This is a genomic window from Erythrobacter sp. HI0063, assembly GCF_001635685.1.
GTDB lineage: Bacteria > Pseudomonadota > Alphaproteobacteria > Sphingomonadales > Sphingomonadaceae > Qipengyuania.
In genome coordinates, this window is the sequence record NZ_LWFF01000024.1 from 33,137 (window position 1) to 47,010 (window position 13,874).

Below are 13,874 nucleotides of genomic sequence, written 5' to 3' on the forward strand. Positions count from 1 at the left end.
GTCCTTACGGGCCGCCCCTTTCGCCGTCCCGTCATGGGTCCCATCTGGCAGGCCTAGACGAAGGGACCGAGTATGACGAAATATCTCCACACCATGATCCGGGTCAGCGATCCGGATGCGACCATTGCCTTTTTCGACCTAATCGGCGTGAAGGAAATGCGCCGGTTCGACAACGAACAGGGCCGTTTCACGCTGATCTTCCTCGCCGCCGAAGGGCAGGAGGGCGTGGCCGAGGTCGAACTGACATATAACTGGCCCGCCGAAGACGGCAGCGCGCCGGAAGACTACACCGGTGGCCGCAATTTCGGGCATCTCGCCTATCGCGTCGACGATATCTACGCGACCTGCCAGCGCCTGATGGATGCCGGGCACACGATCGCCCGTCCGCCGCGTGACGGCCATATGGCCTTCGTGCGCACGCCCGACGGGATCTCGGTGGAATTGTTGCAGGAAGGCCATCTACCGCCGCGGGAGCCCTGGGCGAGCATGGAAAACACCGGCACCTGGTAGGGGCGTTCGTGCCATCGGGGGGGGGCGAGGCCCTGATTTAATCGGCGGCAGATCGATCGATAGCGATCGCCGCCGACAACCGCTCGCATTTTCCCCTGCGACTTTCTAGTATTGCCGCTACGCAGATTGCGTATTAGAATTGGGCGGCAAGAACGGGGGGGCGTGTTGGGGGCATGCAATTACTTTGACAGACGCCTTTCAAGGCGGCGAATGGTTCATGCTGCTCCAGCACGAGATGCTGCTGTTCGCCGGTATCTTCTTTCTGATCGGAACGCTTGACGAATTTGCCGTCGATATTGCCTATCTGTGGCTGCGCATTACGCGCAGAATAGGTACCGGACGCATCGATGCGGCAGAGCTTTCCACCAATCCGCTCGGCGGGCGGGTGGCAGTCTTCATTCCCTGCTGGCAAGAATCGCGGGTTATCGGTGCCACCGTTGCCCATGCGCTCACGGTCTGGTCCGATCCCGAGCTTACGATCCATATCGGCTGTTACGTCAACGATGCCGAAACCCTGGCTGCCGCGCGCTCGCTCGCCGCGCAGGATTGCCGCGTGCGCGTTGTCGTCAATCCCGCGCCGGGGCCGACATCCAAGGCGGATTGTCTGAACTGTCTCTACAAAGCGCTTGAAGACGAGGAGACGGCTACGGGGCGAACGGTCCGCATGGTCGTACTCCACGATGCCGAGGATATGGTCGATCCCCTGGCGCTCAAGCTGTTCGACCTCGCGCTCGACCATGCGGCTTTCGTCCAATTGCCGGTGCTGGCCTTGCCCAAGCCCGGATCGCCTTTCGTGGCCGGTCATTATGCGGATGAATTCTGCGAGGCCCATGGCAAGACCATGGCCGTGCGCGATGGTCTTGGGGCGGGCGTACCGGGCGCAGGCGTCGGATGCGCCGTGCGACGCGACGCAATTCGTGCGGTCGCGCGAATGCGGGGGGAAACGGGGCCTTTCGCGGCCGATTCGCTGACCGAGGATTACGAATTCGGGCTCGATATCGCGGCGATGGGCCTGCGGACGCGATTTCTGCGCATGCGGACTATAGAAGGGCGCCTGATCGCAACGCGAGCCTATTTTCCCGGGAGGATCGGAGAATCGGTGCGGCAGAAGACGCGGTGGATAAACGGGATCGCCTTGCTGGGCTGGGACCGGATGGGTTGGGGCAGAGGTTTCGCCCGGCGCTGGTTCGATCTTCGCGACCGGCGCGGGCCCCTGGCCGCCCTGCTCCTGTTCCTGGCATATGCCCTGCTCTTGTCGATCGCGGTAAGCTGGGCAGTGCGGTCGCTGGGCAGGATCGGACCGGTCGCGCCCGGTCCGGTGCTCCGAATGCTTCTGATCGCGAACTTCGCCGCTCTTGTCTGGCGAGCCGTTGTCCGCGCCGCTTTCACGGGGCGGGAATTCGGCTGGCGCGAGGCCATGCTGGCCGTCATCCGCATTCCGGTCTCGAACTTCATTGCCATTCTTGCCGGGCGGCGGGCCCTCTTCGCCTATCTCCGCACTCTGCGCGGGGCTCCCGTGGTGTGGGAAAAGACCGAGCATCGCGATCATCCTGCCTTCCATGAACCCGCGTTTGATGTTTCCGCAGGGCCTGGTCCCGACAGGCGCGAAGGCAGCTGATATGACGACGGCGAAGCAGCGGGGCCAACCGCTGGTGGCGATCGTCTCGCTGCTCGCGGGTTATACCGTCCTACGCACGGCGTTCTGGACACCGCTGTTCGAAGCCGTTCCGCCACTCCCTAGCCCATCGGTCGAGCCTCTCGCCGGACCGATTACCCCGCTTCAGGTCTTCGCGCACGGCAGCGAGGCGCCCGAAATCGCGATACCAGCCAGACCTTCGCGTGCGCGGTTCATACGAGCCGAGCGCATCGAGCCATCCTTCACTTTCGGCGAAATTGCCCGCACCAGGTTGGTGGACCAAGCCCCGTCCGGTGATCCTGGACCGCGAGGTTTCTGGCCGATCCCGATCGCCGAACCATCGCGGGCGATGCGAGAGTCGCTTCTCGTCGCGGGAACGGATTTCCGAACTCTTCCCATCTTTTACGATGAAGCGGCCTATCGTCCGGCCTCTCGGAATAGAATTAGCGGTGATGTATGGATCTTCAACCGAGCGGGCAATTCCCCCTCTGCGCTAGTCGCTCCCGCGCTTGCGACTTACGGAGCCAGCCAGGCAGGAGCTGTGCTGCGTTACGCGCTCGCGCCTGAAGAGGCGGCCCGGCCCGAACTGTACGGGCGGCTCGTCGCCGCTCTTCAGGTGCCCACGCAACAGGATGTCGCGCTCGGCGTCAGCGCGCAGCCTGTGGCGAGTCTGCCTCTGCGTTTCCACGCCGAAGCGCGCGTGACCCGTCAGGGCGAGGCCTCGCAGCGAGAGACGCTGGTGCGCCCCGCCGTCTTCGCGACCACCGGATTTTACAGCGACGACCGCGAAACCGGGCTGACGGCGCGCGGCTATGCGCAGGCGGGATATGTCGGCGGGCAATCGGCCACGGCCTTCGCCGATGCCCAGATCGTCGGCGAACGCGCGGTCGCGCGGTTCGATCTGGGAGAGATCTCCATCGGGGCGGGGGCCTGGGGCGGCGTCCAGCGCGGCGCGGGGCGGCTCGATATCGGCCCGAGCGCCAGCGTAGCGTTACGCCTTGGCCGATCGCCTGTCTGGCTGTCCGCAGACTACCGGTTTCGGATCGCGGGCGATGCGCAGCCGGGATCGGGCGCGGCGGTGACGCTTTCGACCGGATTTTGAAACGGCGTACTTCAAAGCCCGCCTCCCCTGCGATAGAGCCGGAGGATGGACGTCTACCTCCCCATCGCGAACCTGTCCGTCAACGGGCTCTGGATCGTGCTGCTGGGCGGGATCACGGGCATACTTTCGGGCCTGTTCGGCGTGGGCGGCGGGTTTCTGACGACACCGCTGCTGATATTCTACGGGGTGCCGCCCACCGTGGCAGCCGCGTCCGCTTCGACTCAGGTCACCGGGGCCAGCGTGTCGGGCGTGCTGGCGCATTCCAAGCGCAACGGCGTCGATTACCGCATGGGCGCGGTCATGGTCGCAGGCGGAGGGATTGGGGCGGGGATCGGATCGCTCCTGTTCCGTTTCTTCCGTTCGATCGGTCAGATCGACGTGGTCATCAACGCGCTCTACGTCGTTCTATTAGGTTCAATCGGGACGCTGATGGCGCGCGAGGCGTGGCAGGCGTTGCGCGGCGATCCGAATGCCGCCGCACCGCGCCGTCGCCGCCACCATCCGCTGGTCGCCTCGCTGCCCGGACGCTGGCGCTTCTATCGCTCGGGCCTCTACATCTCGCCGCTCGCCCCGCTTTTGCTGGGCGTTATTGTCGGCACGCTGACCATGCTGATGGGCGTGGGCGGCGGCTTCATCCTGGTCCCGGCGATGCTCTACATCCTGGGAATGAGCGCCAATGTCGTGGTCGGCACCAGCCTCTACAACATCCTGTTCGTGACCGTGGTGACGACGATGATGCATTCGCTGACGACCAAGGCGGTCGATATCGTGCTGGTCGGCCTGCTTCTGATCGGATCGGTGACGGGCGCGCAGATGGGCACGCAGGTGGCGGCGCGCTTTGCGCCTGAAAAACTGCGCATCGTGCTGGCGGTGATCGTGCTCGTGATCGCCGTGCGGATGTTCTTCGGCCTGTTCGTCCAGCCGGACGAAATCTACACGGTCGACAGCCTGTGAGAGCCTGGCTGCTCCTGTTTTTCGCGGTCCTGACGATGGGCCAGCGCGATCCGGTACTCGTGCCGGAAGTGTCGCAGCACGAGGTGCAGGTTCGCCAGGGCTTTACCGGCACCGAATTGCTTCTTTTCGGCGCGATCATCGATCCGATCGCCCAGCGCACCGGCGGGCTGTACGATATCGTCGTGGTCCTGAAGGGCCCGTCCGAGCCTATCCGGGTCCGCGAGAAGGAGCGGATTGCCGGTGTCTGGCTGAATGCCGAAGACACCGATTTCCGTTCCGCCCCCAGCTTCTTCGCCGTCGCGTCCTCGCGCCCGATCGAGCAGATCGTGGACGAGAAGACCGCCGCGATCTACGAATTCGGGACGTCCTATATCCAGCTTTCGCCCAGCGGGGTCATCGACACCGAGGAACAGGCGCGCTTCGCCGCCGGGCTGGTCGATCTCAAAACGCGACAGGGCCTTTACAAGGAACAGGTCGGCGGCGTTACGATCAGCGAGGAGGTGCTGTATCAGGCGCGGATCGAGCTGCCGTCCAATGTGACTACCGGCATCTACACGGCGGAAACCTTCGCGATTTCGCGCGGGCGCGTGCTCGCTTCGGCGACGGCGGAGGTCGCCGTACGCAAGGTCGGTTTCGAACGCTTCGTCGAAAACTCGGCCAATCGCCACGGCCTCGTATATGGGCTCGTCGCGGTTATCCTGTCGATCGGGATGGGCTGGGCAGCGGGGCGTTTTTTCGCGCTTATCTGACGCTTGACACAGCGCGGTTGTGGATATTGACCCGTTCTTAACCGCTCCCGATCCATAGCGGACCCTAGACCAAGAGGGCGCGCAAAGGGTTTTCGTATGACGGATGTGGGAGGCGGGAATTTTCGGGTGTTCGACCCGGCCACGGAGCGCGATTTCGAAGACCAGGCCCAGCCCGCCCGTCCAGCGGCCCTGCGCGACCGACTGCGCCAAATCGATGCGGAAAAGCAGCCGCCGCGCCCGAAGGTGGAAACGCCGCATTCAAAGCCCGAACCTCCCTCGGAAACGTCCGAAAAGCCGGATACGCCCGCTCCCGGCGAAAACGCCGCGCTTCCCATCGGCGTGGTGCTCGAAGTAGCTGGCGCCGGATCGCAGATCGCGATCGATATTCAGCGGCTCACCGATTGCGCGGACGATCCCGACCCCTCCATCGCTATGACCGGACAGGTCGGTAGCCAGATCAAGATCCGCGTCGGCGATAGCTGGCTTTTGGCAAGCGTGCGCGATCAGCGCCAGGATCGGCGTGCCGAAGGTTCCATCGTTGCCAACATCGACTTCCTTGGCGAAGGCAAGGAGGAGAAGCTCACGGGCAAGCTTCACGGGTTCCGGCGGGGCGTCACGCGCTATCCGGTTCCCGGTGCCATGATCTATCCTGCCACGACGCAGGATCTAAGGCAGGTCTATGCCAGCGACGGGCGCAGTTCGGTCCAGATCGGCACAGTCTATCCCACGAAGGATATCCGCGCGGGCCTCTATATCGATGCCCTGCTGGGCAAGCATTTCGCGCTTCTCGGCTCCACGGGGACGGGCAAATCGACCAGTGCCGCGCTGATCCTCCATCGCATCTGCCAGGCCGCGCCCGACGGCCATATCGTGATGATCGACCCGCACGGCGAATATTCTGCGGCGTTTCGCGAGGCGGGCAATATCTTCGACGTCTCCAATCTCCAGATGCCGTACTGGATCATGAACTTCGAGGAACATTGCGAAGTGTTCCTCAACAGCGAGGGTCACGAGCGGCAGATCGATGCCGACATCCTGGCCAAATGCCTTCTGGCCGCCCGACAGAAAAGCCGCCTTGCAAGCCAGCTGAGCAAGATCACGGTCGATTCGCCGATCCCCTATCTGCTCTCAGATCTGGGCGCCGCGTTGCAGGACGCGATGGGCAAGCTCGACAAGGCGACCAATTCGGCACCCTATATGCGGATCAGGAACAAGCTGGACGAGATCAAGAACGATCCACGCTACCAGTTCATGTTCTCCGGCATGCTGGTGGCGGATACGATGAAGGACTTCATCTGCAAGCTCTTCCGCATGCCCGGCGGCGGCAAGCCGATCTCGATCATCGACGTTTCGAGCGTTCCGTCCGACGTGACCGCCACGGTCGTCGCGGTCCTGAGCCGCCTGGTGTTCGATTTCGCGATCTGGGGGCGCGAAGAGAAGACTCGCCCCATCCTGCTCGTATGCGAAGAAGCGCACCGTTACGTGCCGAACGAAAAGAACGCGGATGGTTCGTCGGTCGGCAAGATCCTGAGCCGCATCGCCAAGGAAGGGCGCAAATACGGAATTTCGCTGGGCCTCGTCACCCAGCGGCCGAGCGATCTGGCCGAAGGCGTGCTGTCGCAGTGCGGCACGATCATTTCGATGCGCCTCAACAACGAACGCGATCAGGCTTTCGTCAAGGCTGCCATGCCCGAAGGCGCGCGCGGATTCCTCGATTCGATACCGGCGCTGCGCAATCGCGAATGCATCGTCTGCGGCGAGGGTGTGGCGATTCCGATCAGGGTCAGCTTCGACACACTGGAAGAATCGAAGCGTCCTGCCTCTGACGATCCCAGTTTCGTCGAGCTATGGAATCAGGCAGGCGGGGAAGAAGACCAGGTGGAACGGATCGTGGCGCGCTGGCGGGCGAGTAGTTAAGTGCCGAACCCGCCTCCGCGGGTCCATCCTCGGTGCTAGTCCTCCCTTCGGTCGGGCACCTGCGGGGCGCGCAGTCGCGCTTGCGGTCCGCTGGTCGCGGACCGGGCTATTCCCGGTCTGAGGGCTTGGTGGCGGAGCTCGGTCGGCGACCAGCCGACCGCAAGGGCGACCGCCCGCCCGCAGCGCCGTCAGGCGCGAGGATATCGCGCGCCGGAGGCGTGCGGAAAACAAGCTACGTCCCCCTGGTATCTCCGAAGAGGTGGATATGAAGCCGGTCGCTGAGGCGGAAGCCGTGGTCGAGGCATAGCGGCACCAGCCATTCCTCGCGCGCCCGCAGGGTGGCGCTGTCGGTGCCTTCGGGCATCAGGAATACGCGCCCGGGCGGAATCGCGTGGCGGCGTACGAGCGCGGCGGCTTCGCTCACGTCGTCTTCGCTCGCGACCACGAATTTGAAGAAAGCGCGCGGATCGGTGGCATATGCGTCGAGCCGTTCCTGAATCAGCGCCAGCTCCGCAGGATTGCCGCTATGCGACAGTTTGGGGCTGACGTTGAACTGGTCGATACGGACATCGAGGCGGGGCGGGGCTTTGGTCGTGCCGTTGGTTTCGATCTCCACGCCGATATCGGGGAGCAGATCGAGCAGCTTGGCGAGCGCCGGAGCCTGCAGCAGCGGTTCGCCCCCGGTGATCACGAGCCGTTTCTGGCCCAAAGCGGCGATCCGCTCCGCAACGTCCCGTTCGTCCAGCGTCACCTGATTGGCCTTGCGATCGAATGTCCGGCTATTGCGATGCGGGCGATCGTCCCCGTCGAAATGCCAGGTATAGGCAGTGTCGCACCATACGCAGGCGAGGTTGCAGCGCGACAGGCGCAGGAACACCACCGGCATGCCCGCGCTCGGCCCTTCGCCCTGGACCGAGGCGAAAATTTCCGGCCCGCCGGTATCGTCGGTGGCGAGCGTCAGCGTCATGGCGCGGCTCTGTGGCAGAAGGGGAGGGCGGGCATCGGCAAGGGCTGTTCAACCCAGGCGGGCCAGCGCCGCCTCCACCCGCTCGATCTCGCCGGTGTGGTGGGCGAGGTCGGCGCGCGCCTTCTCGACCGCCTCGGGCTTGGCCCGCTCGACGAAATTGGCATTGCCGAGCCGGCCTTCCAAGGATTTCGCTTCCTTGCGCGAAGCTTCGAGCGCTTTGGCGAGGCGGGCTTTCTCCGCGTCGATATCGATCACGCCTTCGAGCGGGATAACGAAAGCATCCTCGCCCGCGCCGACCTGCATCGCCGCGCCTGCGGGTGCATCGGCGAAGCGGATCGGCGTCAGACGCGCGAGCCGCTCGATCGAGGCGGCGTTTTCTTCCACGACCTTGCGTGCGAGTGCGGACGGGGCGGGGCAGTAGGCTTCGAGCTTGGCACCCGGCGCGATGGCGAGCTCGTTCTTGGCCGTGCGCACCGCGCTGGTGAGCGCGATCAGCCAATCGACTTCCGCCTTGGCTTCGCCGTCCACGTCGGCCTCGGGCTCGGGCCACTTGGCGGTGATGAGGGGATAGTCCGCGCGGTCCCCCTGCTTCGACCACAGTTCCTCCGTGATGAAGGGCATGAAGGGGTGCAGCATGACCAGAATCTGGTCGAGCGCCCACCCGGCGACCGCGCGAGTCTCGTCGTCGATCTGGCCCTTGATCAGCTCCAGATACCAGTCGCAGAACCGGTCCCACACGAAGTGGTAGATCGTGTTCGCCGCCGCGTCGAAGCGCAGCTCCGCCAGCGCCTTGTCGAGCGTGTCGCGGGTTTCGACGACTTCTCCGACGATCCATTTGTTGACCGCCAATGTGGCGGTCGGTGCGGCGATCGTATCGCTCGCGCCGATGCCGTTCGCCTGGCAGAAACGCGTGGCGTTCCACAGTTTGGTGGCGAAGTTGCGGTATCCTTCGACCCGCTTGTCATCCATCTTGATGTCGCGGCCCTGGCTTTCCATCGCCGCCATGAAGAAGCGCAGCGCATCGGCGCCGTAGCGGTCGATCAGGCCGAGCGGGTCGACCACGTTGCCCTTCGATTTCGACATCTTGGCACCGTCCGCCGCGCGCACCAGCCCATGGAGATAGAGCCGCGGCCACGGATTTTCGCCGGTCAGATAGCGCCCCATCATCATCATCCGCGCATCCCAGAAGAACAGGATGTCGAAGCCCGAAACGAGCAGCGAATTGGGGTAATGCTTGGTCGCGAGCTCGGTCTCTTCCGGCCAGCCGAGCGTAGCGAAGGGCCACAGGGCGGAGCTGAACCAGGTGTCGAGCACGTCCTCGTCGCGGGTCAGCGCCACACCTCTGCCCGCCTGCGCCTGGGCTTCTTCCTCCGTCTCGGCGACGAAGACGTTTCCGTCGCCATCGTACCAGGCGGGAATGCGGTGTCCCCACCACAGCTGGCGGCTGACGCACCACGGCTGGATGTTCTCCATCCAGTTGAAGAAGGTCTTCTCCCAGCTTTTCGGCACGATCTCGACCGCGCCGGACTTCACCGCTTCGATCGGATCCTTCGCCAGGGTCTCGGCATCGACATACCACTGGTCGGTCAGCCAGGGTTCGATCGGCACGCCGCCGCGATCGCCGAAGGGCTGCTGAATGGTGCGCGGCTCGGCATCGTGTTCGGTGCGCTCGCCATCTTTTTCGGTGACGTGCGGGATGAGCAGGCCGAGTTTCTTCATCCGCGCCACCACCTCGTCGCGCGCGGCGAAGCGTTCGAGGCCGACGAGGTCGCCGGGCACCAGCCCGTCCGAAGTCTGGCAGACATGCGCGTCCGCATCGAACATGTTCAGCATGTCGCCCGCCGCGATCCCTGCGCGCCTGCCCACTTCGAAATCGTTGAAATCGTGGCCCGGCGTGATCTTGACCGCGCCCGATCCCAATTCGGGATCGGCATGTTCGTCCGCCACGATGGGGACACGGCGTCCCGTAATCGGCAGGACGACATGCTTGCCGACCACGCTCGCATAGCGATCGTCCGACGGATGCACCGCCACTGCCATGTCGGCGAGCAGCGTTTCGGGCCGTGTGGTCGCAACCTCGATATAATCGCGCCCATCGGCCAGCGTGACGCCGTCCTCCAGCGGATAGCGCAGGCGCCAGAAGCTGCCCTTGACCTCGCGCGTTTCCACTTCGAGGTCGGAGATCGCGGTCTTGAGCTTGGGATCCCAGTTTACCAGCCGCTTGTCGCGATAGATCAGCCCATCCTTGTACAGCTGCACGAAAGTGCGCATCACGGCGCGGCTGAAATGATCGTCCATGGTGAACTGTTCGCGGCTCCAATCCATCGAACAGCCGAGGCGGCGCAGCTGGCGCGTGATGGTGCCGCCCGATTCCTCTTTCCACTCCCACACCTTGGCGACGAAATCCTCGCGCGCATAATTCGTGCGCTTGTCGCCCGCTGCTTCCAGCTGACGCTCGACCACCATCTGGGTCGCGATCCCGGCATGGTCTGTACCCACCACCCACAAAGCATCCTTGCCGCGCAGCCGCTCGTAACGGATCGCGATGTCCTGCAAGGTGTTGTCGAGCGCATGGCCGATATGGAGCGATCCCGTCACATTGGGCGGCGGATTGACGATAGTGTAGGCTTCGGCGTCGGGGCGTTCGGGGCGGAAAAGCCCGTTTTCCTCCCAGTGCGCGTACCAGCGCGCCTCGATTTCGGCGGGGTCGAAGGTTTTCGAAAGATCGGTGCTCATGGGCGGAGCCTTTGCCAGCGCCCCGCGCGACTGGCAACACAAGGACGCCAGCGCCCTGCGCGACTGGCAACACAAGGACGCCAGCGCCCCGCGCGACTGGCGAAACAAGGCCACCAGAGGCCCGGACAGTCCGGTACGCGGCGGCGTCCGCTGGCGTACCGACTTGGCGCACACACGCCGAAACCCTTGGCAAACCGCGCGAAAGCCCGCATAGGCGCGGGAATATGGAGCGCACGGCCGAATTCGCGATCAACGATGGTGTCCTGGCCCTCTCCGGACCCTATCTCGTATCCTCCGTCTCCGATATCGAGCACGGGATCTACGCCGTCGAAGGCCCGGTCTCGAAAATCGACCTTTCGGATGTGTCGGAAATCGATACTGTCGGTGCCTGGATCGCCTGCGACCTCGCCAAGGAACACGAAGCCGAAATCGTCGGCGCGAGCGAGCGTGCGCAGCGCCTGATGGACGCGGTCTGCGGCCACGAAACCGACACCGAGGTGAGCTCGCCGCGCGAACCGCTGGGGCAGCGGGTCTATCACAGCTTCTCGCAAAAGGTTTACAACGCCCGCCACGGTGCGCGCGGCGTAATCGGCTTTCTCGGTGCGCTGATTCTCGCCGCGGGCAGTGTCATCCGCCATCCGAGCCGGTTCCGTGGCAAGGCGCTGGTGCGCCAGCTCGAACTGGTCGGCGTCAAGGCGCTACCGATCGTCGGGCTGATGAGCTTCCTGATCGGTATCGTCATCGCGCAGCAGGGCGCGGTGCAATTACAGCAATTCGGCGCAGAGACGCTGACCGTCAATCTTGTCGGCCGGATCACCTTGCGCGAACTGGGCGTGTTGATGACCGCGATCATGGTCGCGGGCCGTTCCGGCTCCGCTTTTGCGGCGCAATTGGGCACGATGAAGCTGACCGAGGAAGTGGACGCGATGCGCACGATCGGCATCGCGCCGATGGAAGCGCTGGTGATCCCGCGCATCCTCGCCGCCATCCTGATGATGCCGCTTCTGGGCTTCTACGCCTCGGTCATGGCGATCATCGGCGGGGCGGTGGTGTCGGACCTGATGCTGGGTATCCCGTTCTGGAATTTCCTCCAGCGCATTCAGGAAGTCGTTCCTCCCTACGATCTCTATGTTGGCATGATCAAAGCGCCGGTCTTCGGGCTGATCGTGGCCCTGGCGGGCTGCTATAACGGTATGCAGGTGGAAGGGGATTCCGAGCAGGTGGGATCGCGAACCACCATGGCGGTGGTGACCGGGATTTTCGCAGTGATCGTGCTGGACGCTTTCTTCGCCGTTTTCTTCACCCGAGTTGGATGGGCGTGATGGCCGAAGCGAGCACCGACAATGGCGAAAGCCAGAACGAGCGCGTGGGTCGGCACGAACGGTTTCGCGGCGAATACCCGATCCAGGTCGAGGGGCTGGTCAACCGCTTCGGCGATCAGACCATTCACGACGGGCTCGACCTCAACGTCAAGCGCGGCGAAATCCTGGGCGTGGTCGGCGGCTCCGGCACCGGCAAATCGGTGCTGATGCGCTCGATCATCGGGTTGCAACCGCCAACCGAAGGATCGATCAAGGTTTTCGGACGCTCGATCACCGATGCCGATCCGGACGAGGCGCTGGGCATTCGCGATCGTTGGGGCGTGCTGTTCCAGGGCGGGGCGCTGTTTTCGACGCTGACCGTGGGCGAGAATGTCGAAGTCCCCTTGAAGCAATTCTACCCCGACCTCTCGCCCGAGCTCATGCACGATATCGCGCGCTACAAGGTGCTGCTGTCGGGCCTGCCGGAAGAGGCGGTCAACAAATACCCGTCGGAACTGTCGGGCGGGATGAAGAAGCGCGCCGGCCTCGCGCGCGCACTGTCGCTCGATCCCGAACTCCTGTTCCTCGACGAGCCGACCGCAGGTCTCGACCCGATCGGAGCGGCGGCGTTCGACCAGCTGACGCTTCAACTGAAGAAAGCGCTCGGCCTCACCGTATTCCTGATCACGCACGATCTCGACAGCCTGCATGAAATCTGCGACCGGGTTGCCGTACTGGCCGACAAGAAGGTCATCGCGGTCGATACGGTTCCCAATCTGATGGAACTGGATCACGAATGGATCCAGGAATATTTCAACGGCCCGCGCGGCCGCGCAGCGCTGACTGCGCAGGCGCTCGACGAATTGCGCAGGCATATGGACGAGCCGATAGCCGCGCAGACGATCAAAGCGTTGGACAATCCGCCTGCCGGAAAGGATAAGGCCTAACCAATGGAAACGCGTGCCAATCACGTCTGGGTGGGTGTCGTCACCCTCGTCCTTCTGGCCGCGCTGGCGGCTTTCGTCATCTGGCTCGCACGACTGGGCCAGGGCGACAGGGACGAATACGATATCTTCTTCAAGACTTCGGTGTCGGGCCTCGCCACCGGATCGCAGGTCTCCTTCACCGGCGTCCCGGTGGGGCAGGTGAGCGATATCGTTTTGTGGGAGAAAGACCCCGAATTCGTGCGCGTGCGCATCGAGGTGAAGCCCAATACGCCGATCCTGGTCGGTACGACCGCGACCATCCAGTCGAGCTTCACCGGCGTGTCGACCATCCTGCTGGATGGCGCGCGCAGCGGCCAGCCGCCGATCACTTGCGAGACGACCGCCTGCACCGAAGGCGTGCCGGTGATCCCGCCCAAGGCTGGCGGGTTCGGGGAGATTCTCGCCAACGCGCCGCTGCTGCTGGAACGCCTGGCGACACTGACCGAGCGGCTGACGATGCTCTTGTCGGACGACAACCAGGCTTCCATCGCGGGCATCCTGCGCAATACCGACCGCATGAGCGCGGACCTCGCCAGCGCGACGCCGCAGATCGAACGCACCATGACCGAATTGCAGGTCACGCTGCGCGAAGCGGGCGAGGCGCTGAACGAGTTCGAGACGGTTACGCGCTCCACCGACCGGATCATCAACCAGGAAGGCGAAGCGATCGCAGCGCAATTGCGTGCCACGCTCACATCCGCCAGCGGTGCTGCCGAAGCGCTCGAACAGACGCTCGAGGAAGCGCGTCCGGCCACGCGCCAGCTGACCGAAAGCACGCTGCCCGCCGCCGAAGCGACGCTGCGCGATCTGCGCGCCACCAGCAAAGCGCTGCGCGACGTGACCGAAAAGATCGACGAACAGGGCGCGGGCGCTTTGCTGTCGAGCCAACCTCTGCCCGATTACGAGCCGTGAGAGGATATCCCGCGATGAATTCCGTTCGCCTTCTTGCCGGATTGGCCCCCGCGCTGTTGCTGGGCGGGTGCCTCAGCTTCGGACCGGACGTGCCGGACCAGCTC

11 protein-coding genes are annotated in these 13,874 nt (G+C 64.2%); 9 read left to right on the forward strand and 2 right to left on the reverse strand.

Features of this window, described 5'->3' with window-relative positions; translation table 11 throughout:
- Positions 1–72 precede the first annotated feature (72 nt).
- The 6 genes from A3736_RS01285 (at position 73) to A3736_RS01310 (ending at position 6,868) form a co-directional block, all read left to right on the forward strand.
- Positions 73–510 carry a VOC family protein gene (locus A3736_RS01285; protein ID WP_067678218.1) on the forward strand — a complete coding sequence of 146 codons (438 nt, stop codon included), beginning with the start codon at positions 73–75 and terminating at the stop codon, positions 508–510.
- A gap of 217 nt (positions 511–727) precedes the next feature.
- Positions 728–2,128 carry a glycosyl transferase family protein gene (locus tag A3736_RS01290; protein ID WP_067678269.1) on the forward strand — a complete coding sequence of 467 codons (1,401 nt, stop codon included), beginning with the start codon at positions 728–730 and terminating at the stop codon, positions 2,126–2,128.
- Between the two features lies 1 nt (position 2,129).
- Positions 2,130–3,248 (forward strand): hypothetical protein, encoded by a 1,119-nt coding sequence (locus A3736_RS01295; protein ID WP_156501913.1) that lies wholly within the window; start codon positions 2,130–2,132, stop codon positions 3,246–3,248.
- 45 nt (positions 3,249–3,293) lie between these two features.
- Positions 3,294–4,202, forward strand: a complete 909-nt coding sequence (locus A3736_RS01300) for a sulfite exporter TauE/SafE family protein (RefSeq protein WP_067678237.1) — start codon at positions 3,294–3,296, stop codon at positions 4,200–4,202.
- Positions 4,203–4,237: 35 nt separating this feature from the next.
- Entirely contained in the window at positions 4,238–4,951 is a 714-nt protein-coding gene (locus A3736_RS01305; RefSeq protein ID WP_067678272.1) for a TIGR02186 family protein, read from the forward strand.
- Positions 4,952–5,047: 96 nt separating this feature from the next.
- Entirely contained in the window at positions 5,048–6,868 is a 1,821-nt protein-coding gene (locus A3736_RS01310; RefSeq protein ID WP_082851240.1) for an ATP-binding protein, read from the forward strand.
- A gap of 232 nt (positions 6,869–7,100) precedes the next feature.
- Here A3736_RS01310 and A3736_RS01315 read toward each other — a convergent pair whose 3' ends face one another.
- Both A3736_RS01315 and A3736_RS01320 read right to left on the reverse strand, forming a co-directional pair.
- Positions 7,101–7,835, reverse strand: a complete 735-nt coding sequence (locus A3736_RS01315; RefSeq protein ID WP_067678240.1) for a 7-carboxy-7-deazaguanine synthase QueE — start codon at positions 7,833–7,835, stop codon at positions 7,101–7,103.
- A gap of 48 nt (positions 7,836–7,883) precedes the next feature.
- Positions 7,884–10,571: a valine--tRNA ligase gene (locus tag A3736_RS01320; protein WP_067678243.1), complete on the reverse strand. Its 2,688-nt coding sequence runs from the start codon at positions 10,569–10,571 to the stop codon at positions 7,884–7,886.
- A gap of 224 nt (positions 10,572–10,795) precedes the next feature.
- On the opposite strand from A3736_RS01320, the gene A3736_RS01325 reads away from it, so the two are divergent.
- The 3 genes from A3736_RS01325 to A3736_RS01335 are packed head-to-tail and all read left to right on the forward strand — an operon-like array spanning position 10,796 to position 13,770.
- Entirely contained in the window at positions 10,796–11,893 is a 1,098-nt protein-coding gene (locus A3736_RS01325) for an ABC transporter permease (RefSeq protein ID WP_067678246.1), read from the forward strand.
- Positions 11,893–12,819 (forward strand): ABC transporter ATP-binding protein, encoded by a 927-nt coding sequence (locus A3736_RS01330; protein WP_067678278.1) that lies wholly within the window; start codon positions 11,893–11,895, stop codon positions 12,817–12,819. The genes A3736_RS01325 and A3736_RS01330 overlap by 1 nt, the downstream gene beginning before the upstream one ends.
- Before the next feature lie 3 nt (positions 12,820–12,822).
- Positions 12,823–13,770: an MlaD family protein gene (locus A3736_RS01335; RefSeq protein ID WP_067678249.1), complete on the forward strand. Its 948-nt coding sequence runs from the start codon at positions 12,823–12,825 to the stop codon at positions 13,768–13,770.
- Positions 13,771–13,874: the final 104 nt, after the last annotated feature.

Bases quoted from the DNA above. Each gene is read 5' to 3' on its own strand.
- A3736_RS01335 (WP_067678249.1), top strand. From the start codon at position 12,823: ATGGAAACGCGTGCCAATCACGTCTGGGTGGGTGTCGTCACCCTCGTC.
- A3736_RS01315 (WP_067678240.1), bottom strand. From the start codon at position 7,835: ATGACGCTGACGCTCGCCACCGACGATACCGGCGGGCCGGAAATTTTC.
- A3736_RS01305 (WP_067678272.1), top strand. From the start codon at position 4,238: ATGGGCCAGCGCGATCCGGTACTCGTGCCGGAAGTGTCGCAGCACGAG.
- A3736_RS01285 (WP_067678218.1), top strand. From the start codon at position 73: ATGACGAAATATCTCCACACCATGATCCGGGTCAGCGATCCGGATGCG.
- A3736_RS01320 (WP_067678243.1), bottom strand. From the start codon at position 10,571: ATGAGCACCGATCTTTCGAAAACCTTCGACCCCGCCGAAATCGAGGCG.
- A3736_RS01295 (WP_156501913.1), top strand. From the start codon at position 2,130: ATGACGACGGCGAAGCAGCGGGGCCAACCGCTGGTGGCGATCGTCTCG.
- A3736_RS01325 (WP_067678246.1), top strand. From the start codon at position 10,796: ATGGAGCGCACGGCCGAATTCGCGATCAACGATGGTGTCCTGGCCCTC.
- A3736_RS01300 (WP_067678237.1), top strand. From the start codon at position 3,294: ATGGACGTCTACCTCCCCATCGCGAACCTGTCCGTCAACGGGCTCTGG.
- A3736_RS01290 (WP_067678269.1), top strand. From the start codon at position 728: ATGCTGCTCCAGCACGAGATGCTGCTGTTCGCCGGTATCTTCTTTCTG.
- A3736_RS01310 (WP_082851240.1), top strand. From the start codon at position 5,048: ATGACGGATGTGGGAGGCGGGAATTTTCGGGTGTTCGACCCGGCCACG.
- A3736_RS01330 (WP_067678278.1), top strand. From the start codon at position 11,893: ATGGCCGAAGCGAGCACCGACAATGGCGAAAGCCAGAACGAGCGCGTG.